Origin of the sequence: Iodobacter fluviatilis, assembly GCF_900451195.1 — a bacterium.
Taxonomy (GTDB): domain Bacteria; phylum Pseudomonadota; class Gammaproteobacteria; order Burkholderiales; family Chitinibacteraceae; genus Iodobacter; species Iodobacter fluviatilis.
Genome location: NZ_UGHR01000003.1, coordinates 39,828 through 60,447, shown reverse-complemented (window position 1 = coordinate 60,447; position 20,620 = coordinate 39,828). Strand labels below are relative to the sequence as shown.

Genomic DNA, 20,620 nt, shown 5'->3' with positions numbered 1-20,620 from the left:
TATGTCAGATAAATAGCCGCTGGCATCCATCTGCCAGTCATCATGCATCATGAGGAGAGGCGTTGTGAGCAGTTTCAGAATCAACACAGATCGCCTGCTAGAGGTGGATTTGCAGAATGAAAAAGTACTGGCGATTGCTGGTGCGATGGTGGCCTACACCGGCTCGATGAAGTTTGAAAAAGCTATTCTGGGCGGTGAAGGTTTGTTTGGTGCACTCAAACGTAAGGTGAGCAACGAAGGCATGTCGCTGATGCAAACCAGCGGCACGGGCAAAGTGTTTTTTGCCCATAATGCGGCCGAAATTGCTGTGATTCCGCTGGCAAATGAAAAGCTGTTTATTGAAAGCAGCAGCCTCTTGGCTTACGACATGGGCCTTAAAACCAACACCTCCTTTGCTGGCCTGCGCGGGGCGGCATCGGGTCAGGGCTTATTCACCACCACGGTAGAGGGCAGCGGCAATATCGCGGTGATTTCGCGGGGCAATCTGATTACGTTGGAAGTAGGGCCAAATTCCCCCTTGTTTGTGGATCCGGATGCCTTTATTGGCTACAAGGGCAATATCTCTCAAGAGTTTGTATTTGATGTGAACTGGCGGACGATGGTGGGCGAGGCATCGGGTGAATCTTATCAATTTAAGTTTACCGGCCAGGGCGTGGTGTATATCCAGCCTGCTGAGCGTTAAAACTTGCCTGCCATTTAAGGATTAAGCCATGCCTTCTTACACGCAAATCAATGAAAAACTGATTGAAATCACCCTGAATAATGAAGAAGTCTTTGCCAAAAAAGGCTCAATGATTGCTTATCAGGGCAAGCTTAATTTCGCCCGCTCTTTTCTGGCCGGTGGCGGAGTGCAAGACCTGGCGATGCGCACGGTAACCAGCGAAAGCAATGCCGTGATGGTGGCCAAGGGGAGTGGCAAAGTTTATTACGGGCATGATGGATTATTTGTCAGCATTATTCAGGTCAATAATGAGATGGTGTATGTAGAGAGCGAAACCCTGCTTGCCTACGATGCACGGCTCACCGTTGGCACCATGTTTCTGGGCAATCAGGGCGGCGTGCAGAGCATGGTGCGCGGCGCGGTGAGTGGGCAGGGTTTGTTTACCACCACCTTGCAAGGCACGGGCGAAATGGCGATTTTATCGGATGGAAATGCGATTGCCTTGCCTGTTACCGCCGAGCAGCCGGTGTTTGTCGATCCTAATGCCTATATTGGCCACAAAGGAAATCTGACTTCTGCCATTGTGACCGATTTAAATTGGAAAACTTTTGTCGGACAGGCTTCGGGCGAATCCTACCAAGTGAAGTTTATGGGGCAGGGCACGGTTTATATTCAGGCGAGTGAAAGATAATGACTATTTATAATCCCGGTAATTTACCTAAAAACGATAATCTGAATCGTTTTGCCTTTGTGGTGGATGTGGCCGATGAAATATTTATCCGTAAGGGTAAAATGATTGCATTTTATGGACAGCTGCAATTTAATGCACTGGGTTCCAGCCTGCTGGATATTTTAGTTAAGCAATCATTTAATTCTCCGCTTTATATCAATCATTTTGTCGTTGCCAAAGGGCAGGGGCAATTGATTCTTGGAGATAATGGCAATGATATCGCCTGCTATGATCTTGAAGACGCGAATATGACGATTAAGGCCAGCCATTTGCTGGGTTTCAGCAAAAATATTATTTGCCAGGAATCCACCATGCCAGGTTTTTTAACCTTGATGGGCAATGGTAAATTAATCGCCTCAAGTAATGGCCCGGTACACTTTTTAGATTTGCCATGCCGCGTGGATGAGCAGGCCATTTTAGGCTGGGCAGATTGCCCCAGCCCTTCATACCGCTATGATTACGAGCATGTCACCAATGTATTGTCGGCGGTGGGCGCAATGACAAGCATTACTTTATCAGGCGAAGAAAAGCAGATTGATTTCAGTGGCCAGGGCACGGTGTTGATTCAATCTTCAGAATTTGGCCTGAATGATCACTCTGCACTGGCACATATTATTGCGCAATTGCCATCTTTAAATAAAAGTGAATTAAACAGCCTGAATGGGTTTGTTGCGCAGAACTTGAAAGCTTAGAACGGTATTCTCAGGATGGGCAACTTTTATGCCCATCCTGAAATTAATCTACCAAATATTAACCCGCTTATCTTCACTTCTTAATGCTGATTTATCGCATGAAAAAGCCGCGGCAAATTCTGGCATATTGGCAATTGGCGCAATCACACGGTATTTTTCTGGTGCATGCGGGTCGGTGAGTATTTGCAGGCGTAATTCTTCTGGCCGGGTATTACTTCTGAAGCTTTGTGCATTGGCAATAAAGAAGCGTTGCTCCTGGCTAAGACCATCTATTTTCTCCGCCTGTGGCTTGCCGGCCAAAGATTTCTTTAAGGCCTGAAAGGCAATTGTTAATCCGCCCAGATCGGCAATATTTTCACCCGCAGTGAGCTTGCCGTTGATATGCAGCTTATCAAGCGGATTAAACTCATCAAATTGTTTTTCTATTCGTGTAACTCGCTGGGTAAAGTTCTTTCTGTCTTCCTTGGTCCACCAGCTTTTTAAATTGCCATCACCATCAAACTGGCTGCCTTCATCGTCAAAAGCATGAATGAGTTCATGGCCGATCGTGGCGCCGGTATTGCCATAATTGCTGGCGGTATCGGCATTAACGTGAAATAGCGGTGCTTGCAATATACCCGCAGGGAAAACCATTTCATTCATGCTTGGGTTGTAATAGGCATTCACTGTAGAGGGTGTCATTCCCCATTCATTTCTGTCAATTTCTTTGCCCAGTTTAGCCAGCTGCCGTTTAAATTCAAACTCATGGCCGCGGCGGATATTAGCCGCGTACGATTCTTTGGTAATTTGCAGGCTGCTGTAATCGCGCCAGATATCCGGGTAGCCAATTTTGACCACAACCTTATCCAGTTTTTTTAATGCCTGCTCTTTAGTTACTGCACTCATCCATTCTGAATTTTTAATTCGCTCTGCCATGGCCAGCTTAATGTTTGCCACCATTTCCAGCGCTTCGGTTTTGGCTGCAGGGCTAAAGTATTCTGCAACATAGAGCTCGCCCAGTGCTTCGCCCAGATTCTGATCTAAGCTTTTTAATACTCGTTTCCAACGAGGCCTCAATGCTTTTGTACCCGTCAGTGCTTGGCTGTAAAAAGAAAAATCGGCGTTTACAAAATCAGAAGAAAGGTATTTGGCCTGAGCATGCGCTAAGTGCCAGCGCAAATAGGTTTTTAAATCATCTAATGGTATTGAGCCCATTGCCTTACTGATATGGCTAAAAAATTTTGGCTGTGAAACATTTATATCAGAGGGCTTGCTAACACCCATTGCTTCAAAATAAGCTTGCCATGCAAAGTGCGGGCTTATTTTTTGCAGGCCATTTAAATTAAGCAAATGGTAAGTGGCTTCAGGGTTACGCTGCTCAACTTTTGTCATTGATGCACGGGCAAGACCTGTTTCTAAGCGAAGCACACGAATGGCATTTTTTTCAGCAGCCTGCGGGCTATCCCCTAACAAACTAAATATTTGCACCAAATGTGCCTTATATTGCCGGCGTAGTGTTTGGTGCTTGCTATCGGTTTTTAAATAGTAATCTCTATCGGGTAAACCTAAGCCGCCTTGAGATAAATCCATGATATAGCGCAGTGAATTCTTTGCATCTTGGCTAACATTAAAATCAAACAGCGGATTAATGCCTTCTTTATGTAGCTGCGCTAATACCTGAATAAGGTCTGCCTGCGTTTTAATTGCGCTGATCTGCGCTAATTGCTCTGCCAGTGGTTTTGCCCCTTCTGCCTCTAAACGCGCTTCATCCATCCCGCTTAAATAAAATGCCCCCACTTTTTGTACGGCAGCATTGGCACTATTTGATTTAGCTGCCGTTTCAATAATATTTTTAAGCGCCGTGAGATTGCGCTCAAAAACTTCATCATAAGCCCCATAGCGGGCACGATCCGCAGGCACAGGATGATTCGCCAGCCATTGGCCATTGGCATATTGATAAAAATTACTGCAAGGATCGGCCGATCTGTCCATTGCACCGGCTTCTAAAACCAGATTATTGGCATGGCTGAATGCCGAGCCAGCAATAAATAGCGCAGCAATGGCGGTGCGAATTGAATTAGACATGGGGCGGGAATCTTATTAATTGAGAGATGAGCGATGAATTTACGTGGCTATGCTGTTTAAATATATTGGGGTAAGCGAGATGTAAAATATCAACTGCCTATGGTGTTTTCTGAAAGAATGAAATATAGTTGTAAATCGCAACTATATTTGAGCCGCTATGAACGCCAGATCATTAAGAGCCGTATCCCGGGATATTGTCCGTGAGCTAGGCGTGTTTTCAAAAAAATGTGGCAAGGTCGATCTCAGCCCGGTTGAGGCGCATATTCTGATCGAGCTGGAGCAGGCAATGCAGACCAATTTGCAGCTGGCTGAGCGTTTGCGTATCGATAAATCCAATATCAGCCGCACACTGCAAAAATTAGCGGAAGAGGGGCTGATTCAATGGCAGGCTCATGCCAGCGATAAGCGCAGCAAGCAGGCTGTTTTATCTCTGGCCGGGCGGGATGTTTTACGGGCTGTGCATGCTGAATATGATGCAGAAATTGAATGTGTTTTACAGCAGCTGGATCCTGCTGAGCAGCAGCGCCTGCAGGCGGGTTTAGATTTATACCGGCAGGCTTTAAACGCCGCCCGCGTGCAAAAGGGCTATCAAATTCGCCTGATGGCAGAAACGGATAATGCTGCAGTTGCTGCGGTAATTCGGCAGGTTTCTGCCGAGCATGGCCTGAGTGAAGAGCGTGGTTATGGTGTGGCGGATCCACATCTGGATCAGCTTTACCCTTGTTATCAAGAGGCTGGGGCGGCTTATTGGGTGATTCAAAAAGAGTCGGGGACTTTATCAGGCGGGGCAGGGATTGCGCCGCTGGCCGGGGCAGATGCATCGGTGTGTGAATTGCAAAAGATGTATTTATTGGATGATTGTCGGGGCTTGGGGCTGGGAAAGCGTTTGCTGATCATGGCGTGTGATTTTGCGAGGCACGCGGGATACCGGCAGTGCTATTTAGAAACGACTGCATGCCTTCCTGCAGCATTGGCGCTTTATAAAAAAATGGGCTTCAGGCAGATTGCAGAGCCCATGGGGGCGACGGGCCATCACTCTTGTGAAATCTTTATGCTGCTCGATCTATAAAAAAACCCGTCTTAAAAAAGACGGGTTTTTCTGAGTGAAACAATTACTTCTTTGCTACATGGTGGCCGCCAAAGGCATTGCGCATCATGGAAAGCAATTTAGCGACGTAATCGCCTTTACCCTGGGTGGTGTAGCGTTGGAATAGCGACGCTGCGATAACCGGTGCAGGTACGCCCAACTCTACCGCTTCCAGCACGGTCCAGCGGCCTTCGCCTGAATCAGGAACGAAGGGTTGGATGTCTTCTAGTTTGGTATCGTTTTTCAGCGTGTCGGCAGTTAAGTCGAGCAGCCATGAGCGGATTACCGAGCCATGACGCCATGTTTCAGCCACTTCGGCCAGATCAAGATTCAGCTCTTTTTTGGCTTCCAAGAGGGCAAAGCCTTCGGCAAAAGCTTGCATCATGCCGTATTCAATACCGTTGTGAACCATCTTCACATAGTGGCCGCTACCTGCCGGGCCAGCGTGAATCCAGCCGCGATCCGATGCCGGAGCCAGGATTTTAACGAAGGGCTCTGCCATCGCAAATGCGTCTTTTTCACCGCCAATCATGATGGTGTAGCCGTTAGCTAAGCCCCAGACGCCGCCAGATACGCCCGCATCCATAAACTTAAAGCCTTTGGCGTTCAGTTCTTTTGCATGGCGCTGTGAGTCTTTATACATGGCGTTTGCGCCATCAATAATTAAATCACCTGGTGCCAGGAGTGCAGTCAGCTCGCCAAACATGGTTTCGCTGATTTCACCGGCTGGCAGCATCATCCATACCACGCGTGGGCTTGGTAATTCTGCAATCAGGCTGGCTACGGAGTCAAAACTGCGGATATTGGCGTGGTCTGCGGCCAGTTGGTTACGTGTTTCGGCGCTTACGTCAAAGCCAAATACGGTGGCTCCGCCAGCAGCCAAACGGCGTGCCATATTACTGCCCATTTTACCGAGGCCAATCATTGCAATTTGCATTTTGAGCATCCTTGTTTGTTGGTTTTCGTTGCTGGGTTTGTGTCCCAGCGGGAATAACGTGCAGCATGAACCTTAGTCCAGTGTCTGCCAATTGGGAATTATGGCACTATGCTTGGTGCGTAGTGCGAAGCAAATGCCTACAAAACGCAGTAAACGGTGTTTTTCATTGTTTTCTAAGAATTTTTTGCTTATTTCAGCAAAATTGATCTCGATTAAGGCAAAATATATTGCAGTGCACTATGATTAAAAAGTCGTCGCAAAGCGTGTGGGCTTTGTGAAAAGACTCTCTGTGTGTGGGTGATTGGGGCGTGCGTAGCTGCATTTTTGCAGCCGCACGCTTTTTTCTGCGCGTTATTCCGAGCTTAGTTTGATTTAGCTTAAAAAGCATGTTGTCACCTGCCTGTAAGCTGCCTCTGTTTATACTTCGGGGGTGCTTATGGCCCTGCCCCAACTTGTTTGCCCAGCGGGCAGCCTGCCTGCCTTAAAAACCGCCGTTGACCAGGGCGCTGATGCGGTTTACCTCGGTTTTAAAAATGCCACCAATGCCAGAAATTTTGCTGGCCTCAATTTTAGCGATGCGCAGCTCAGCGAGGGCGTGCGCTACGCTCATGCTAAAAACCGTGAAATATTAATCGCGATTAATACCTATGCTCAGCCGGGGCGAATTGCCGATTGGCGTGCGTCGGTTGATAAAGCCGCTGATCTGGGGGCGGATGCGGTGATTCTGGCCGATCTGGGTCTGCTGGATTATGCCCACCGAACTCATCCCCATTTGCATCTGCATTTATCGGTGCAAGGGTCGGCCACTAATTTTGAAGCCATCAATTTAGCTCACGAATGTTTTGGCGTGCGCCGGGCCGTGTTGCCGCGTGTGCTGACTCTGCCTCAGGTTGAGTACGTAATTAAAAATACCCAGGTAGAAATCGAGGTATTCGGTTTTGGCAGCCTCTGTGTGATGGCTGAAGGCCGCTGCATTTTATCCAGCTATGTAACAGGCCAATCACCCAATACCCATGGCGTTTGTTCCCCTGCGCAGTTTGTACGTTGGGATAAACAGGGTGAGCGTATGGATGCGCGTTTAAATGGCGTACTGATCGATCGTTTTGATGCGGGCGAGCCTGCTGGTTATCCCACGCTATGCAAGGGCCGTTTTGAAGTCGATGGCGATACTTATTACGCCATGGAAGAGCCGACCAGCCTGAATACCTTATCCATTTTGCCAGAGCTGTTGCGTATCGGAGTGGCCGCGATCAAGGTAGAAGGCCGCCAGCGCAGCCCTTCTTATGTGGCTGAGGTGACTAAAACCTTACGTATGGCGATCGATAGCTGTGCCGACCCGCGTTACTCCGTTAAGCCTGCTTGGCAAGCCACGCTGGATAAAGTGTCTGAGGGGCATCAGCAAACGCTGGGGGCTTATAGCAGGCCGTGGCGATGAGGATAGGTTTTGCCCATGGGGTTTTGATACGTTTTTAAGTGCCTTCGGCACGGTATTTGGGTGCGGGAGTCCCCCGCGTGGGACTCACTTTCTTGCTTCGCCAAGAAAGTAAGCAAAGAAGGCGACCCCACAAACGCGAAACCCCTTCGCTGCGGACAATCGAGTCGGCGGCTGCGGGACTCGCTCGCAGGCTCACTCAAACATCCTCGCCGAAACCCCGCCCCGCTTGTTCCTCGCTCGGCGCGTTTTCAGGGGAGGTAAAAGCCCTATGCAGATAACGTAGCCATAGCTTAGTTTTTGCTTCATTTGAATTTTAAAATCAAGGCAGTTAGCGCATATGGGGTGAGCCCCGACGCTTTATACAGGAATAACAATGAAACTCTCTCTTGGCCCCATTCTTTATTACTGGCCTAAGCAGCAGGTGCTGGATTTTTATGCCGGGGCAGCAACTTGGCCGGTGGATGTGATTTATCTGGGCGAGGTGGTTTGCTCGCGCCGCCACGAGTTGCGTAGTGCGGATTGGCTGGAAGTGGCGGAGCAGCTGCGTGCTGCGGGTAAAGAGGTGGTGATTTCATCGCAGGCGCTGCTGGAATCTGCCAGTGATCTTTCCAGCTTAAAAAGGCTGGCCGAGGCGGGGGGCTGTATCGAGGCTAATGATTTAGGCGCAGTTAAAGTGGCGCGGGATTTGGGAATGCGTTTTGTAGCCGGGCCGCATCTTAATATTTATAACGGTGCGGCATTGGATTGGTTTGCGGCTCAGGGCGCAATGCGCTGGCTGCCTTCTTTAGAAAGCAGCCAGGCCGATATCGCCGCCATTCTGGCCGAGAAAACCAGTGCCATTGAGACGGAAGTCTTTGTGCACGGCCATTTGCCGCTGGCTTTTTCGGCCCGCTGCTTTACTGCGCGTTATTACGGCCTGAGCAAAGATGCCTGTGAGTTTCGCTGCTTGGATCATGCGGATGGGCAGTTAGTTTCTACCCGTGAAGGCCAGGGGTTTTTACGCTTGAACGGCATTCAGACTCAGTCTTCCGCCTGCCAGTCGCTCTATAACGAATTGCCAAAAATGGCACAGATGGGCATTGATTATCTGCGCATTAGCCCGCAGTCCACCGGCACAGCTGTGCTGGTCGCGGCCTATGCTGAAAAATGTACTTATCCCGAGGCTGTCCACGACTTTTCAACAGCTTATCCACAGGGGCTTGTGAATGGTTATTGGCATGGCGAAGCGGGCATAAAGGAATGTGTATGAAACGTTTGCAGCAATTAGTTTTATTTAAACTACCCGAAGCCCCAGTGGCTATCGCCTTAGCCAGCAGTTTAAATCTGGTTAAAAATAAACTATGGCCAGAGGAAGACTTTGCATGGCTGGCCGGGCGAAATATCCGCCTAGAAGTGCTGGATATTGGTCGTGGCCTGACGCTTTCTTTTCAGGATGGCCGGTTTAAGCGTGGGACCGGCGCGGCAGATGTCACCTTTAGCGCCAGCCTTGCAGATTATTTGGTGCTGGCCCGCCGTCTGGAAGACCCTGACACGTTGTTTTTTCAGCGCCGCTTAAGCATTGAGGGCGATACCGAGCTGGGGCTTACGCTTAAAAATCTGATGGATGCGACTGATTTTGAGCCGCTTCTGGCTTGGCTGCCGAGCAGATTACGTGCGCATTTACCGGTTTGATTTTGTGTTTTAAAAGGTCTGTAGATACCGGGCACACATAGAGCACAGAGAAAATCTAATTTGGTTTAGCTTTTTTTACCTCAGTCTTATCAACTTAAGGTGAATTCGTAGGTTGGGTTAGCCGCTTTATCGCGTAACCCAACATTCGTTTACGCCTGCATGTTGGGTTACGTGGTTTTGTCCACCTAAAATCGACGAACAAACCCGCTAACCCAAGCTACAAGAGCATCATTTCTGGTGGGTTGTGCTTAAGTTGATTGGATTGGTTTTACCCACCCTACAAAAAATAAGCCACAAGCTCTAATGTAAATCCTTCAATAAATAGCAGATCTTAATCAGTTGATAAGATTGCCCAGATATAATGCGCTTCTCTTTTCAGGCTATTGGCAGATTATCAATGGATATCGTATTGCTGTTTAAGTCGCTCATTATGGGCATGGTTGAGGGTATTACTGAGTTTTTGCCAATTTCCAGCACGGGTCATTTGATTTTAACAGGTGATTTGCTCAATTTTATGAGCAAGGAAAAGCGCGACGTTTATGAAATATTTATTCAGCTAGGCGCTATGCTGGCAGTTGTGTGGGAATACCGGGCCAAGCTGGTGAGCACCTTAACCGGGGCGGTTAAGCCAGGCGGCGAGCGTAATTTATTGCTGGCGGTGGTGATTGCGTTTATTCCTGCGGCTATTTTAGGCCTGCTATTCAGCAAGGTGATTAAAGCGCATTTATTCCAACCCGTACCCGTGGCCATGGCGTTTATTGTGGGTGGTTTAATTATTCTTTGGGCAGAAAAACGCCAAGTGAATAAAGTAGCGTTGATTGAAACCGTTGATGATTTAAGCCTGAAAGATGCGCTTAAAGTGGGTCTTTGCCAGTGTCTTGCCCTGATCCCAGGCACCAGTCGCTCAGGAGCTACGATTATTGGCGGCATGTTTCTTGGTATTTCCCGCAAGGCGGCAACGGAGTTTTCATTTTTCCTGGGGATTCCAACGCTGGGCGCGGCTTCAATTTACAGCCTGCTTAAACACCGCCATGAATTAGATATCGGTGATAGCGGCGTATTTGCTGTGGGTTTTATTGCCTCGTTTATCTTTGCTTTTATCGCTATTCGTGCGCTGATTAAATTTGTTTCTACTCATACTTTCGTAGGCTTTGCCTATTACCGAATTGCCTTTGGTTTGATTGTATTGGCCACTGCCTATAGCGGTATGGTGAGCTGGACGGTGTAATTTTCTTGTCTACCCCTCTCCTTTTTCGGAGAGGGGTAGAGGGCGTTTTACGTCACTAACACCATCAACCAATGATCCAGCAGTAAAGCTGCAAATAAATACGCCAGATATTTAATCGAATATTTAAATAACTCCCGCGCAATCACATCCCCTTCTGCTTCATCCTCTTGCTGCCATAGTTTAAATGCCCGCGATAAAAAGCCCGCGTTCAGCACGGCCACAGCGACGCCATATAGCCAGCTGCTCATGCCTAATGCCACCGGCAGGGCGGTGACTGCGGCGAGGATGGCGGCGTAGAGCAGGATAGATAAGCGGGTAAAGGCTAGTCCATGGGTAATGGGCAACATGGGCAGGCCCGCTTTTGCGTATTCATCGCGGCGGTATAGCGCCAGAGCCCAGAAATGCGGCGGCGTCCAGGTGTAGATAATTAAAAATAATATCATCGCTTCGGGCGGTACGCTGCCGGTGACGGCAGCCCAGCCCAAGATCGGCGGCATGGCGCCGGATGCACCGCCAATCACAATATTTTGTGGCGTTGCGGCTTTCAGTAAGCGGGTGTAAATCACTGCATAGCCAAAGAAGGTTGCCAGTGTTAGCCACATCGTCAGCATATTGACAAAAGCGGCCAGCAGCCACAGCCCAACTGCGGTGGTAATCAGAGCATAGAGCAGGGCATCGCTGTGCCTGACCGAGCCTTTAACCAGCGGGCGCTGCTGGGTGCGGCGCATATTGCCATCGCGCTCTACTTCGATCAGGCAGTTAAAAGCGGCCGCTCCGCTGGCAACCAAACCAATACCTGTTGTAGCGGCCAAAAGCAGGGCGATAGATGGCAGCTGCCGAGTGGCCAGCAGCATGCCAACCACGGCACAGAATACAATCAGGGCAATGACGCGCGGTTTGCCAAGTTTCAGCAGCTCAGCCAGCTGGGCATGGGAGCGGGTAAGGGCGAGAGTACGCATGGTCAGGCTCCAGTAAATTAAAACTGCGACGAAGGTGCTATTTTTCCCCCTCTCCCATTTGGGGAGAGGCTTAGGGGAGAGGGCGCTTGGGCAATATTCTGAGCCGGTAAAACCTGTGCTAATGCCGCCACCACCAGCATCAGCAAAATCGCTGCACCACCGTTATGTGCTACAGCCAGCGGCAGTGGTAAATCAAACCAAACATTGCTGATGCCCAGCGAGATTTGTAGCAGCAGCGCCGCAGCAATCAGCCCCGCCCAGCTTGGGCTGGCCTTACGCAGCTGCCAGATCAGCGCGCTGATGCAGATAAGCAGTAGTAAAGCACCCAGCCGGTGCAGCCAGTGAATGGCTGCTAAGTGATGAATCGTCAGCGACTCACCAGTGGCCGCCTGCCCCAGCTGGCGTATTGGCTGCATGGCTTCGCTTAAACCAGCAGGCGCGGCAAAGCTGCCTTGGCATGCAGGAAAACCATTGCAGGCTAGCGCCGCATAATTGGTCGATACCCAGCCACCTAGGACAATTTGCAGCACGATGGCGATTAGGCTGATGATTAAGATAGGACGCAGTTGGCTGGGGAGTTGCGACTTTAAAAGTGCTTGGGAGCTAAGCCAAGTTAGCAGTGCCAGCAGCGTCATTCCGCCTAGCAAATGCGCGGTGACCACGATGGGCATCAGCTTCATGGTGACGGTCCACATTCCTAGCAGGGCTTGGAAAACAATCACTGCTAGGGGCAGCAAAATACTGATACGGCTAAGGTTTGGGTATTTTTTCCAAAGCAAGCAGCACGCAGCTAAGACCAGCAGCCCCAGTCCGCCCGCAAAATAGCGGTGGATCATTTCTTTCCAGCCCTTGGCAGGCTCTATTTCGCCGCGCATATCTCTGCCAAAGTCTGCACTGGCTTGGGCAATTTCATGCGCTTCATCCGGTGCAACCAGCTGCCCGTAGCAACCTGGCCAATCCGGGCAACCTAAGCCCGCATCAGAAAGCCGCACATAAGCACCGAGCATCACCAGACAGAAAGTCCAGATTAAGGTAAGGCAGAGCAGTGGTTTCATTGAGAGCCTCCTGTGTAGGGCGGGTGAAACCCACCGTTTTCGTAATATTTATTGGCAAAGCACGGCGGGTTTGACCACATCCTTGTAAACCAAAATCAAAAAGACCTTTTTAGTGCCTTCGGCACAGTGTTTAGGTGCGGGTAGCCCCCGCAGGGGCCTTCCTTTCTTGCTTCGCCAAGAAACGAAGCCAAAGAAGGCGACCCCACGAAACACGAAATCCCCTCACTGCGGACAATCGAGTCGGCGGCTGCGGGACTCACTCGCTTCGCTCGCTCAAACATCCTCGCCGAAACCCCGCCCCGCTTGTTCCTCGATTCGGCGTGTTTCAAGGGGATTCTTGAGCCCCATGCCAAGAGAGTGGTCAATTACCTTTCTCGTTGCTTGCTAATGAATAATGGTCACCCTAGTGCCTTATTATTTTTCAAAACCTGCCCAATTTCTTTCAGTGCCTTGCGTCTGCCGTCGTCGTTAGAGAGTTGCTCCTTGGAGTAACGCAGTACGGCGTTGCCGTGGGGGTCGATCAGGTAGAGGCCGCTATCGGGGGCGTGGCTGGGTAGGTAGGCGATGTCGGCGTTATCAGAGGGGCAAAAGCTGGCGCGCACAATCCGCTGGCTGGCTTCGCCCTGGGCCAGCCGCAGTTGTCCGGCAGCAAAGAGCAGCTTGCTGTGCACCTCGCTGCACGCGGCATCGGCAGCGGCTAATCGCCATGGGCCAGGTGCTGCGATGGGGGTGGCGAGCAGCTCGCCAAAGCTATTGCCGCCAACGGGTCTCCACCACTGCCAAACGGCTTGTGCAGCTAATACAGGCAGCAGGGATAACATAAAGCAAGCGATGAGCACGGTGCGTCCTTTCATAGTTCTGTCTCCCTTTTAAAGCGTCTCCAAAGAAAAATGCCCGCTAAGCACATTCCCCACCATGTGGCGGTATAGGCAAGATGCCTTTCTGGTGGGATAGCGGGCTGGCTGTGTTGCACAATCAAACCCTTTTTACTTTCTTGCATCAGCGCATAGGCAACAGGCTGGGGCAGCTTGCTCCATGCTGCAAAGCGCTCCGGATTGATATTCTGAAAAATGTGATCTGCAGGCAGGGTTGGGGCCAGCTCGATATAACGCGGCCAAGGCTGAGCGCTGACGATGGTGTTATCGCTTGGCTTGGGCGGTTGGGTATCGGGCCACCAGCCACGGTTGACAAGCACAATGCTGTGATTACTCAGCTGAAAAGGGGTGATGACGTGATAGCCGATCTGCCCGGCTTCAATCCGGTGATCGAGCAGAATTTGGGCCTGTGGCAGCCATTGGCCGCTTAGTCTGAGCGGGCGAAATAAGGGGGGAGTGCCTCCGGCCCATGGCAGAGGGGGAAGTGCTTCTTGTTTTGCCTGTTGTTCAATTAACAATTGCTTATTATTTGCACGGCTGAGCTGCCACAGGCCCATGCAAAAAGTAATTAGGATGAGGGTTGCTAAACAGACGAGCGCATATCGGCGACGTTGCGCTAAGATGGGAGTAGACGGAGGATTTTCTATGAAGATTGTTGCCATCATCCTGCTCCTGGTTATCATCATCGCCCTCGGGCGGGCACTCTTGCAGCTGGTTCGCGGCGGGCGATCCACGCAGGTGGTGCGTGCTCTGACACTGAGGGTGGGCTTGTCGATTGCTTTATTTGTTTTGTTATTGATTGCTTATGGGATGGGGTGGATACATCCCAATGCATGAGTGTTTTTGTTTTTCTTTTGGACTGCTTTTGTAGGACGGGTTGTAACCCGCCGTTTTCTTTGCTAACTAAAATCAAACGGCTCTTTTTAGTGCCTTCGGCACGTTGATTTTGGAACGGTAGCCACCGTGGGGGCGTTCTTTTCTTGCGTCGCCAAGAAAAGAACCAAAAGAAGGCGACCCCGACGTCTGCGCCCCGCTTCGCGTGGTTCCCTCTCTGCGGACAATCGGCATGGCGTCAATTCAACTCGCTTCGCTCAAACACGAATTGCCGACTTCCCCATGCCGCTTGTTCCTCGCTCGGCTGGACTCAGGGGAGGGTAAAAGCCCCGTGCTATGAGCTGTGGTATGCGTTCAGATAGTTCAGGTTTGAAATGCCTAAGGGCTATATAAAACTTAACTCAAATCCTGCTGTCCTCCGTGAAACTCCGTGTCCTCCGTGAAACTCCGTGTCCTCCGTGGTTCAAGATCTGGGTTTTCTTATAGCCAATACACAAACACAAATAAGATCAGCCACACCACATCCACAAAGTGCCAGTACCATGCGGCGGCTTCGAAGCCGAAGTGGTGTTCGGGGCTGAAGTGGCCTTTTGTGGAGCGCACCAGCATGGTGGCCAGCATGATGGTGCCAACCAGTACGTGCATGCCGTGAAAGCCGGTGAGCATGTAAAAGGTAGCGCCGTAAGCGCCGGAGCTCATTTTTAGACCCAGCTCGGTCCAGCCATGGTGATATTCGATGGCTTGCAGTGTTAAAAACAAACTGCCGAGGATCACGGTAAGCAGCAGGCCAAGTTTAAGCTGGCTACGCTTGTTTTCCATTAAGCCCCAATGCGCCCAAGTGAGCGTTGCGCCGGAAGTGAGCAGTAGGGCGGTATTGATGGCGGGCAGGCCAATGGCGGCCATGGGGGTGTAAGGTGCGGCTTTAGGGCCGGTTGCGGCGGGCCAGCTTTCGTGAAATCCTGACCAAAGCAGGGTGTTGGTATCCGAAAAAAAGCCCAGCTCGGGAACAGAAATGGTCCGAGTGTAAAAGAGTGCGCCAAAAAAGGCGGCGAAGAACATGACTTCAGAGAAAATAAACCAGCTCATTCCCCAGCGAAACGAGTAGTCAACCTGCTGGCCATAGCTGCCACTTTGCGATTCTTTCACCACATCACCAAACCAGCCAAAGATCATCCAGATGAGGATGGCAAAACCTAGCAGCAAAATCCAGCTGCCAGCGGCAACGCTATTCATGGCAAAGGCAGCGCCCAGCCCCATGCAGAATAAGGCGACAGAGCCAACGATGGGCCAGCGCGACGGGGCTGGCACATAGTAGTGTGCGTCGTGAATTCCGTTTTCTACATTCATTTTCAGCTCCATCAATTGTAGGGTGGATAGGTTTTTCTACCCACCTTAGGAATTGGCAATTAACACCCTTACCAGCAGAAATACGCCAAGTGCCAGGCACAGTGCCAAGAACAGCCCTGCTGCAATGATCTGCTGTGGCTTTAGCTTTGCGCTCTCGGCATTTTTGCGGCTGCGTACGCCAAAAAAGGCGGCCAGTACCGTTTTAAGTGCTGCAATCATGATTTCAATTCCGGGTGCAGCGTGTAAGAGAGCGTGGCTGCACCCAGCTCTGCGGGCAATTCATTGGCGACTAATAACACCACGGTGACATCTCGTTGTTCATTGGGTGCTAAAGTCAGGGCATCAAAGCAAAAGCATTCCAGTTTTTGCAGCAAACCCGCTGCTCTGGCAGGGGCAAAGCTGGGAATGGCACGCACTTTAAGTGGCTGATCAGAAAGATTGCTTAAACGAAACCTAGCTTTGATTAAGCCACCGGGCTTGGCGGCCATCACCGGGTCAAGCGCCATCAGCGTAGCAGGCAGCTTATCTGCCACATTGGTATCAAACTCCACCCGAATTACTGCGGCATTCACATTGGCAAAATCGCTGTTAGCCCGGTCTATCCCCATTGCCTTACAAAGCGCGCCATAAAACGGCACCATGGCATAGCCAAAGCCAAACATCAGGCAGGCAATGACCAGCATCCGTATAGCGAGTTTGCGATTGGCTTGCTGGAGAGTGCTTTGCATTGCCACCTTTTTATACTCAGGTAATTATTTCAAAACCCAAATCTTGAAGCACAGAGAGCACAGTGTTACCCAGAGAAAACCAAGGCGTTTCCTTAGGCAGTACAACGACGTAGTCCTTGCTCGCCATACAGAAACTCTGGGCCCACAGATTTTAGATTTGGCTCTACACGTCCATTAGCCAGCGCCGGATAATTATTCCCACAAAAAAGGCCGCGGCGATGCTGGCTGTGATCAGGGCGGTGCGCAGGTTTTTACTCATGATGATGCTCCAGCAGGCCTTGGGCTTTCAGGCCTTTTTCGACCATTTCTAAAGAAGGCGGGGTTTCCCATGTGTGGTGTGGTGCTGGGGAAGCCACTTCCCATTCCAGAGTGTTTGCGCCTTCCCATGGCTTAGCAGGGGCTTTGCCCACGCCGCCGCGAATGGTGTGTATCACATTAAATAAGAAGAAGATCTGCCCCAGCCCAAAGCAGAATGCGCCTACCGTAGCCATGGCATTAAAGTCGGTAAATTGCAGTGCGTAATCCGGAATGCGGCGCGGCATACCGGCAAGGCCCAAAAAGTGCATGGGGAAAAAGGTCACATTGAACCAGATCATCGACCACCAGAAATGAAACTGGCCCCGGCCCTCGTGATACATATTGCCGGTCCATTTAGGCAGCCAGTAATAGGTGGCGGCAAACAGGGTAAATAAGGCACCCGCTACCAGCACATAGTGGAAATGGGCGACCACATAATAGGTGTCTTGCATCTGGGTATCGACCGGAGCAATCGCCAGAATCAAGCCCGAAAAGCCCCCAATCGTAAACAGGCAAACAAAACCGATTGAAAACAACATCGGCGTTTCAAAAGTCATACTGCCCTGCCACATGGTGGCGATCCAGTTAAACACTTTTACCCCAGTTGGCACGGCAATCAGCATGGTCAGGAACATAAAAAACAGCTGGGTGCTGGCGGGCATACCCACGGCAAACATATGGTGGCCCCATACCATAAACGACAAAATGGCGATCGAGCAGGTGGCGTAAACCATGGATACATAGCCAAACAAGGGTTTGCGGGCAAAGGTGGGAATAATCTGGCTGACAATGCCAAAAGCAGGCAGCGCCATGATGTAAACCTCGGGGTGGCCAAAGAACCAGAAAATATGCTGGAACAATACCGGGTCGCCCCCGCCAATCGCCTTGAAAAAGTGCGTATCAAAGTGGCGGTCAGTGAGCAGCATGGTGACTGCACCCGCCAGCACCGGCGCCACGGCAATCAATAGATAAGCCGTAATCAGCATGGTCCAGCCAAACAACGGCATTTTCAGCATCGTCATTCCCGGTGCCCGCATATTCAGCACGGTGGTGACGATGTTAATTGAACCCATAATCGAAGACAGTCCTAAGAGGTGGATGGCAAAAATCGCCAGATCCATGCCCATGCCAGCCTGAATCGACAGCGGCGGATAAAGCGTCCAGCCCCCAGCAGCCGCACCGCCCGGTACAAAGAAAGAGATCAAAAGCAGGGCTGCTGCAGGTGGCAATAGCCAGAAACTCCAGTTATTCATTCGGGCAAATGCCATATCCGGCGCACCGATCATCAGCGGCAGCATCCAGTTAGCAAGGCCGGTAAAGGCCGGCATAATCGCGCCGAACACCATAATCACGCCGTGCAGGGTGGTCAGCTGATTAAAGAATTCCGGTTGCCAGAATTGCAGGCCAGGCTGGAATAGCTCGGCACGGATACACAGCGCCATAATGCCGCCGGTAATAAACATGCTGAAGGCAAACCACAGATAAAGCGTGCCGATATCTTTGTGATTGGTGGCATAAAACCAGCGTTGTACAAAGGAGGGGTGGTGCTCCTCGTGGGCATGGTCGTGAGCTGGGGTATGGAGCGCGTCGTGTGCAGTAGTCATGGTTTTATCCTCACTTTCTGGCGGCTTTAACGTCGGCGGGGAAAAGGGCATCGCCAGTGGTATTGCCAAAACTATTGCGCTCGTAAGTGATGACTGCCGCAATTTCTGTGTTTGAAAGCGCATTCCAGGCAGGCATAGCGTTTTTGCCAGCTAATACAATAGCCAAGTGGCCTGCAATCGGGCCGGTGGCGATTTTGGACCCGGCCAGCGATGGGTAAGGGCCTGCACCTTTACCATCTGCTTTATGACAGGCCACGCAATTGCCTTCATAAACCGATCTGCCACGGGCGATCAGCTCGTCTTTGGTCCATTTTTTATTAGGATCGTCAGCAGCTGCTTTGGCTTCGGCTTGTTTCTTGCCTACCCAATCCTGAAACTCTTTATCGGTCACTACTTTAACCACCACGGGCATAAAGCCGTGGTCCTTGCCACACAGCTCGGAGCACTGGCCACGAAAGGTGCCGGTGTTTTCGGCCTTAAACCAAGTGTCGCGAATAAAGCCGGGAATAGCATCTTGTTTCACGCCAAATGCTGGCATCGCCCAGGAGTGAATCACATCATTACTGGTAGTCAGAATGCGGATTTTTTTACCCACCGGTACCACCAAAGGCTCATCCACTTCTAGTAAGTAATGCTCGCCCTTTGGGTTGCCCTTTCCTTGGTATTCATCAATTTGCTTACGGTCTGTGGTAAGACGGCTTTTAAAATCCACGCCATGATCCAGGTATTTGTAACCCCAGAACCATTGATAGCCGGTGGCTTTAATGGTGATTTCTGAATCCCGTGTGTCTTTTTGCGCAATGACTACCCGGGCGGCTGGCCAAGCCATCGCAACCAGAATAAGTGCCGGAATAATGGTCCAGAGGATCTCAACCGTGGTGTTTTCATGGAAGGGTTTGGCTGCGTGGCCCAGAGATTTGCGGTGTTTTAATATTGAGTAAAACATCACTCCAAACACCAGCACAAAAATCACCAGAATGACCCACATAAGCAAGGTATGCAGATTTGTGATGTCGTGGGCGATTGCAGATTGAGCCGGCTGGAAGTTCATGCTTCCTGCTTGTGCGGCAGCAGGCAGCATTAAAGCCAATGCAAGTATTCGCATTACTCACCTCCCGGGGTGTAGCGCCTTCCTCTTGACTGACAGGGATGGTCGCAAATTTAATCTTTATCAATACAAGCTAGCAGGAGTTTCGATATATGCAAGTCAGCTTCGACATTTAAATTCTTACATCATTCTTATTTTTTGCCGTCTGTCTGGACGTTGCTGTGTCTTTTGGTATGTGTACTAAAAATCACATTGATCACAGGTTTTTGTGATCAGCGGCTTTTAGCCACCATAGGGACGGAGCAAAGTTCGAAAATACGAACCTCCTCCTGACAATAGATTTGTACCAACCCAGGAGGAAGACCATGAGTATTCATATGGACGTGCTGGATCAGCATTTCACGCTCCCTAAAACCCGCGAAGTTGCGGCAAACAGCCCGGTAGTCTGGCTGCAAAAAGGCTGGCAGGATTTATGGGCCCATCCTGGGCCAAGCTTGATGTACGGCGTGCTTGTTACTCTCATTGGCGCTTTGGTTCTCTCTCTTGCTGTAAACCATCCCTATTTGTTCACTACCTCGATTACGGGCTTTTTATTGCTGGCCCCATTAGGTGCGGCGGGTATTTACGAGCTTACCTCTGAGCGTGAGGAGGGCAGGCCAACTTCTTTTGTGCAGTCAATTCGTGATTTGTTGGCCAATCTGGGGCAGCTTGGTTTTCTTGGCCTTGCTCTGGCCATGGTGGCTATTGCGTGGGAGCGCTTCTCGGCCATTTTATTTGCCGTGTTTTACGGCGGGCAGGATGTGAGCTTGGTGAGCTACATCAGCTCTTTAACGGGTGAGTTTTTACCGTTCACGTTGGCTTGGACGCTGGCTGGTTTTCTGCTGGCTTTTTTGGTATTTGGTCTCACCGCTGTTTCTATACCCATGCTGGCAGACAGAGAAGTCGACAGCATTACTGCAATGATGACCAGCTTGCGGGTCACATCAGAAAACCGGCTTGTGATGATTCAGTGGGCTGCTTTGATTGTTTTGCTGACGGCAGTCGGCTTTATCACGGTAGTGGGGCTGGTGGTGATTTTCCCTCTGCTTGGACATGCTACTTGGTACGCCTATAAGGATTTGGTTGAGTAAGTTATTGATTAACAGGGCCCTGTGATTTGTCTGTAACAGGGCTCAATAGATTTTATTTATGAGTTTTTAGTTTTTAGTATTCCTTATGTATTGACACGACTGACAAGCTCTTGTATAGTTCGCCCCTCTGTCGCGGGGTGGAGCAGTTGGCAGCTCGTCGGGCTCATAACCCGAAGGTCACAGGTTCGAGTCCTGTCCCCGCAACCAGAAATGCATTGTCAGAGTTACTGTTAAGTAA

Annotated in this window: 22 protein-coding genes and 1 tRNA gene; 11 read left to right on the top strand and 12 right to left on the bottom strand. The window is 50.4% G+C overall.

The annotated features are described in order from the left end of the window. Positions 1 to 64: 64 nt before the first annotated feature. The 3 genes from DYD62_RS15645 to DYD62_RS15635 are packed head-to-tail and all read left to right on the top strand — an operon-like array spanning position 65 to position 2,083. On the top strand, positions 65 to 682 hold the full coding sequence (locus tag DYD62_RS15645) for an AIM24 family protein (RefSeq protein ID WP_115228380.1): 618 nt from the start codon (positions 65 to 67) through the stop codon (positions 680 to 682). 28 nt (positions 683 to 710) lie between these two features. Next, positions 711 to 1,352, top strand: coding sequence for an AIM24 family protein (locus DYD62_RS15640; RefSeq protein WP_115228379.1), 642 nt, complete (start codon positions 711 to 713; stop codon positions 1,350 to 1,352). Next, complete coding sequence (locus DYD62_RS15635; protein WP_115228378.1) at positions 1,352 to 2,083, top strand: AIM24 family protein; 732 nt, start codon at positions 1,352 to 1,354, stop codon at positions 2,081 to 2,083. Before DYD62_RS15640 ends, DYD62_RS15635 begins: the two co-directional genes overlap by 1 nt. A gap of 48 nt (positions 2,084 to 2,131) precedes the next feature. Here DYD62_RS15635 and DYD62_RS15630 read toward each other — a convergent pair whose 3' ends face one another. After that, positions 2,132 to 4,147 (bottom strand): M13 family metallopeptidase, encoded by a 2,016-nt coding sequence (locus DYD62_RS15630; RefSeq protein ID WP_115228377.1) that lies wholly within the window; start codon positions 4,145 to 4,147, stop codon positions 2,132 to 2,134. Between the two features lie 157 nt (positions 4,148 to 4,304). On the opposite strand from DYD62_RS15630, the gene DYD62_RS15625 reads away from it, so the two are divergent. Continuing rightward, a complete protein-coding gene (locus DYD62_RS15625; RefSeq protein WP_115228376.1) occupies positions 4,305 to 5,216 on the top strand; it encodes a bifunctional helix-turn-helix transcriptional regulator/GNAT family N-acetyltransferase in 912 nt (303 codons plus the stop codon). Positions 5,217 to 5,259: 43 nt separating this feature from the next. On the opposite strand, the gene gnd is transcribed toward DYD62_RS15625, so the two are convergent. Continuing rightward, positions 5,260 to 6,219, bottom strand: a complete 960-nt coding sequence (gnd, locus tag DYD62_RS15620; protein WP_339360915.1) for a phosphogluconate dehydrogenase (NAD(+)-dependent, decarboxylating) — start codon at positions 6,217 to 6,219, stop codon at positions 5,260 to 5,262. Between the two features lie 388 nt (positions 6,220 to 6,607). Here gnd and ubiU point away from each other — a divergent pair, with 388 nt between their 5' ends. The 4 genes from ubiU (at position 6,608) to DYD62_RS15600 (ending at position 10,505) form a co-directional block, all read left to right on the top strand. Next, a complete protein-coding gene (gene ubiU / locus DYD62_RS15615) occupies positions 6,608 to 7,606 on the top strand; it encodes a ubiquinone anaerobic biosynthesis protein UbiU (protein ID WP_115228374.1) in 999 nt (332 codons plus the stop codon). A gap of 373 nt (positions 7,607 to 7,979) precedes the next feature. Next, positions 7,980 to 8,855: a U32 family peptidase gene (locus tag DYD62_RS15610; RefSeq protein ID WP_115228373.1), complete on the top strand. Its 876-nt coding sequence runs from the start codon at positions 7,980 to 7,982 to the stop codon at positions 8,853 to 8,855. Next, a complete protein-coding gene (gene ubiT, locus DYD62_RS15605; RefSeq protein WP_177880692.1) occupies positions 8,852 to 9,277 on the top strand; it encodes a ubiquinone anaerobic biosynthesis accessory factor UbiT in 426 nt (141 codons plus the stop codon). The genes DYD62_RS15610 and ubiT overlap by 4 nt, the downstream gene beginning before the upstream one ends. Before the next feature lie 397 nt (positions 9,278 to 9,674). Continuing rightward, the gene (locus DYD62_RS15600; protein WP_115228900.1) at positions 9,675 to 10,505 is read left to right on the top strand and encodes an undecaprenyl-diphosphate phosphatase; all 831 of its coding nucleotides are present in this window, start codon (positions 9,675 to 9,677) and stop codon (positions 10,503 to 10,505) included. Positions 10,506 to 10,552: 47 nt separating this feature from the next. Here DYD62_RS15600 and cyoE read toward each other — a convergent pair whose 3' ends face one another. From cyoE to DYD62_RS15580, 4 genes are all read right to left on the bottom strand, one after another. Further along, positions 10,553 to 11,464, bottom strand: coding sequence for a heme o synthase (gene cyoE / locus DYD62_RS15595; protein ID WP_115228371.1), 912 nt, complete (start codon positions 11,462 to 11,464; stop codon positions 10,553 to 10,555). A gap of 17 nt (positions 11,465 to 11,481) precedes the next feature. Then, positions 11,482 to 12,519 carry a COX15/CtaA family protein gene (locus DYD62_RS15590; RefSeq protein WP_115228370.1) on the bottom strand — a complete coding sequence of 346 codons (1,038 nt, stop codon included), beginning with the start codon at positions 12,517 to 12,519 and terminating at the stop codon, positions 11,482 to 11,484. A 398-nt stretch (positions 12,520 to 12,917) separates the two neighbouring features. Further along, positions 12,918 to 13,373, bottom strand: coding sequence for a hypothetical protein (locus DYD62_RS15585; RefSeq protein WP_115228369.1), 456 nt, complete (start codon positions 13,371 to 13,373; stop codon positions 12,918 to 12,920). Further along, positions 13,370 to 14,056 carry an SURF1 family protein gene (locus DYD62_RS15580; protein WP_207916601.1) on the bottom strand — a complete coding sequence of 229 codons (687 nt, stop codon included), beginning with the start codon at positions 14,054 to 14,056 and terminating at the stop codon, positions 13,370 to 13,372. Before DYD62_RS15580 ends, DYD62_RS15585 begins: the two co-directional genes overlap by 4 nt. On the opposite strand from DYD62_RS15580, the gene DYD62_RS15575 reads away from it, so the two are divergent. After that, on the top strand, positions 14,040 to 14,231 hold the full coding sequence (locus DYD62_RS15575) for a twin transmembrane helix small protein (RefSeq protein ID WP_099398448.1): 192 nt from the start codon (positions 14,040 to 14,042) through the stop codon (positions 14,229 to 14,231). The genes DYD62_RS15580 and DYD62_RS15575 overlap by 17 nt on opposite strands. Positions 14,232 to 14,708: 477 nt before the next feature. Here DYD62_RS15575 and DYD62_RS15570 read toward each other — a convergent pair whose 3' ends face one another. The 6 genes from DYD62_RS15570 to coxB all read right to left on the bottom strand — a co-directional run bounded on the left by DYD62_RS15570 (position 14,709) and on the right by coxB (position 19,309). Then, positions 14,709 to 15,575 (bottom strand): cytochrome c oxidase subunit 3, encoded by an 867-nt coding sequence (locus DYD62_RS15570; RefSeq protein WP_115228367.1) that lies wholly within the window; start codon positions 15,573 to 15,575, stop codon positions 14,709 to 14,711. Positions 15,576 to 15,620: 45 nt separating this feature from the next. Further along, a complete protein-coding gene (locus tag DYD62_RS15565) occupies positions 15,621 to 15,794 on the bottom strand; it encodes a DUF2970 domain-containing protein (protein WP_115228366.1) in 174 nt (57 codons plus the stop codon). After that, positions 15,791 to 16,303 (bottom strand): cytochrome c oxidase assembly protein, encoded by a 513-nt coding sequence (locus tag DYD62_RS15560; protein ID WP_115228365.1) that lies wholly within the window; start codon positions 16,301 to 16,303, stop codon positions 15,791 to 15,793. The genes DYD62_RS15565 and DYD62_RS15560 overlap by 4 nt, the downstream gene beginning before the upstream one ends. 163 nt (positions 16,304 to 16,466) lie before the next feature. Further along, complete coding sequence (locus DYD62_RS23840; RefSeq protein WP_218586923.1) at positions 16,467 to 16,562, bottom strand: cytochrome oxidase small assembly protein; 96 nt, start codon at positions 16,560 to 16,562, stop codon at positions 16,467 to 16,469. Beyond that, positions 16,555 to 18,204 (bottom strand): cytochrome c oxidase subunit I, encoded by a 1,650-nt coding sequence (ctaD, locus tag DYD62_RS15555; RefSeq protein ID WP_115228364.1) that lies wholly within the window; start codon positions 18,202 to 18,204, stop codon positions 16,555 to 16,557. The genes DYD62_RS23840 and ctaD overlap by 8 nt, the downstream gene beginning before the upstream one ends. A gap of 10 nt (positions 18,205 to 18,214) precedes the next feature. Then, complete coding sequence (gene coxB / locus DYD62_RS15550; RefSeq protein ID WP_207916599.1) at positions 18,215 to 19,309, bottom strand: cytochrome c oxidase subunit II; 1,095 nt, start codon at positions 19,307 to 19,309, stop codon at positions 18,215 to 18,217. A gap of 308 nt (positions 19,310 to 19,617) precedes the next feature. Between coxB and DYD62_RS15545 the strand changes: the two genes are divergently transcribed. Both DYD62_RS15545 and DYD62_RS15540 read left to right on the top strand, forming a co-directional pair. After that, positions 19,618 to 20,382: a DUF2189 domain-containing protein gene (locus DYD62_RS15545; RefSeq protein WP_115228363.1), complete on the top strand. Its 765-nt coding sequence runs from the start codon at positions 19,618 to 19,620 to the stop codon at positions 20,380 to 20,382. Between the two features lie 131 nt (positions 20,383 to 20,513). After that, positions 20,514 to 20,589: transfer RNA gene (locus tag DYD62_RS15540), tRNA-Met, on the top strand. Positions 20,590 to 20,620: the final 31 nt, after the last annotated feature.

Bases quoted from the DNA above. Each gene is read 5' to 3' on its own strand.
- DYD62_RS15640 (WP_115228379.1), top strand. From the start codon at position 711: ATGCCTTCTTACACGCAAATCAATGAAAAACTGATTGAAATCACCCTG.
- DYD62_RS15635 (WP_115228378.1), top strand. From the start codon at position 1,352: ATGACTATTTATAATCCCGGTAATTTACCTAAAAACGATAATCTGAAT.
- DYD62_RS15630 (WP_115228377.1), bottom strand. From the start codon at position 4,147: ATGTCTAATTCAATTCGCACCGCCATTGCTGCGCTATTTATTGCTGGC.
- DYD62_RS15625 (WP_115228376.1), top strand. From the start codon at position 4,305: ATGAACGCCAGATCATTAAGAGCCGTATCCCGGGATATTGTCCGTGAG.
- ubiU (WP_115228374.1), top strand. From the start codon at position 6,608: ATGGCCCTGCCCCAACTTGTTTGCCCAGCGGGCAGCCTGCCTGCCTTA.
- DYD62_RS15610 (WP_115228373.1), top strand. From the start codon at position 7,980: ATGAAACTCTCTCTTGGCCCCATTCTTTATTACTGGCCTAAGCAGCAG.
- ubiT (WP_177880692.1), top strand. From the start codon at position 8,852: ATGAAACGTTTGCAGCAATTAGTTTTATTTAAACTACCCGAAGCCCCA.
- DYD62_RS15600 (WP_115228900.1), top strand. From the start codon at position 9,675: ATGGATATCGTATTGCTGTTTAAGTCGCTCATTATGGGCATGGTTGAG.
- cyoE (WP_115228371.1), bottom strand. From the start codon at position 11,464: ATGCGTACTCTCGCCCTTACCCGCTCCCATGCCCAGCTGGCTGAGCTG.
- DYD62_RS15590 (WP_115228370.1), bottom strand. From the start codon at position 12,519: ATGAAACCACTGCTCTGCCTTACCTTAATCTGGACTTTCTGTCTGGTG.
- DYD62_RS15585 (WP_115228369.1), bottom strand. From the start codon at position 13,373: ATGAAAGGACGCACCGTGCTCATCGCTTGCTTTATGTTATCCCTGCTG.
- DYD62_RS15575 (WP_099398448.1), top strand. From the start codon at position 14,040: ATGAAGATTGTTGCCATCATCCTGCTCCTGGTTATCATCATCGCCCTC.
- DYD62_RS15580 (WP_207916601.1), bottom strand. From the start codon at position 14,056: ATGGCAACAATCTTCATAGAAAATCCTCCGTCTACTCCCATCTTAGCG.
- DYD62_RS15570 (WP_115228367.1), bottom strand. From the start codon at position 15,575: ATGAATGTAGAAAACGGAATTCACGACGCACACTACTATGTGCCAGCC.
- DYD62_RS15565 (WP_115228366.1), bottom strand. From the start codon at position 15,794: ATGATTGCAGCACTTAAAACGGTACTGGCCGCCTTTTTTGGCGTACGC.
- DYD62_RS15560 (WP_115228365.1), bottom strand. From the start codon at position 16,303: ATGCAAAGCACTCTCCAGCAAGCCAATCGCAAACTCGCTATACGGATG.
- DYD62_RS23840 (WP_218586923.1), bottom strand. From the start codon at position 16,562: ATGAGTAAAAACCTGCGCACCGCCCTGATCACAGCCAGCATCGCCGCG.
- ctaD (WP_115228364.1), bottom strand. From the start codon at position 18,204: ATGACTACTGCACACGACGCGCTCCATACCCCAGCTCACGACCATGCC.
- coxB (WP_207916599.1), bottom strand. From the start codon at position 19,309: ATGCGAATACTTGCATTGGCTTTAATGCTGCCTGCTGCCGCACAAGCA.
- DYD62_RS15545 (WP_115228363.1), top strand. From the start codon at position 19,618: ATGAGTATTCATATGGACGTGCTGGATCAGCATTTCACGCTCCCTAAA.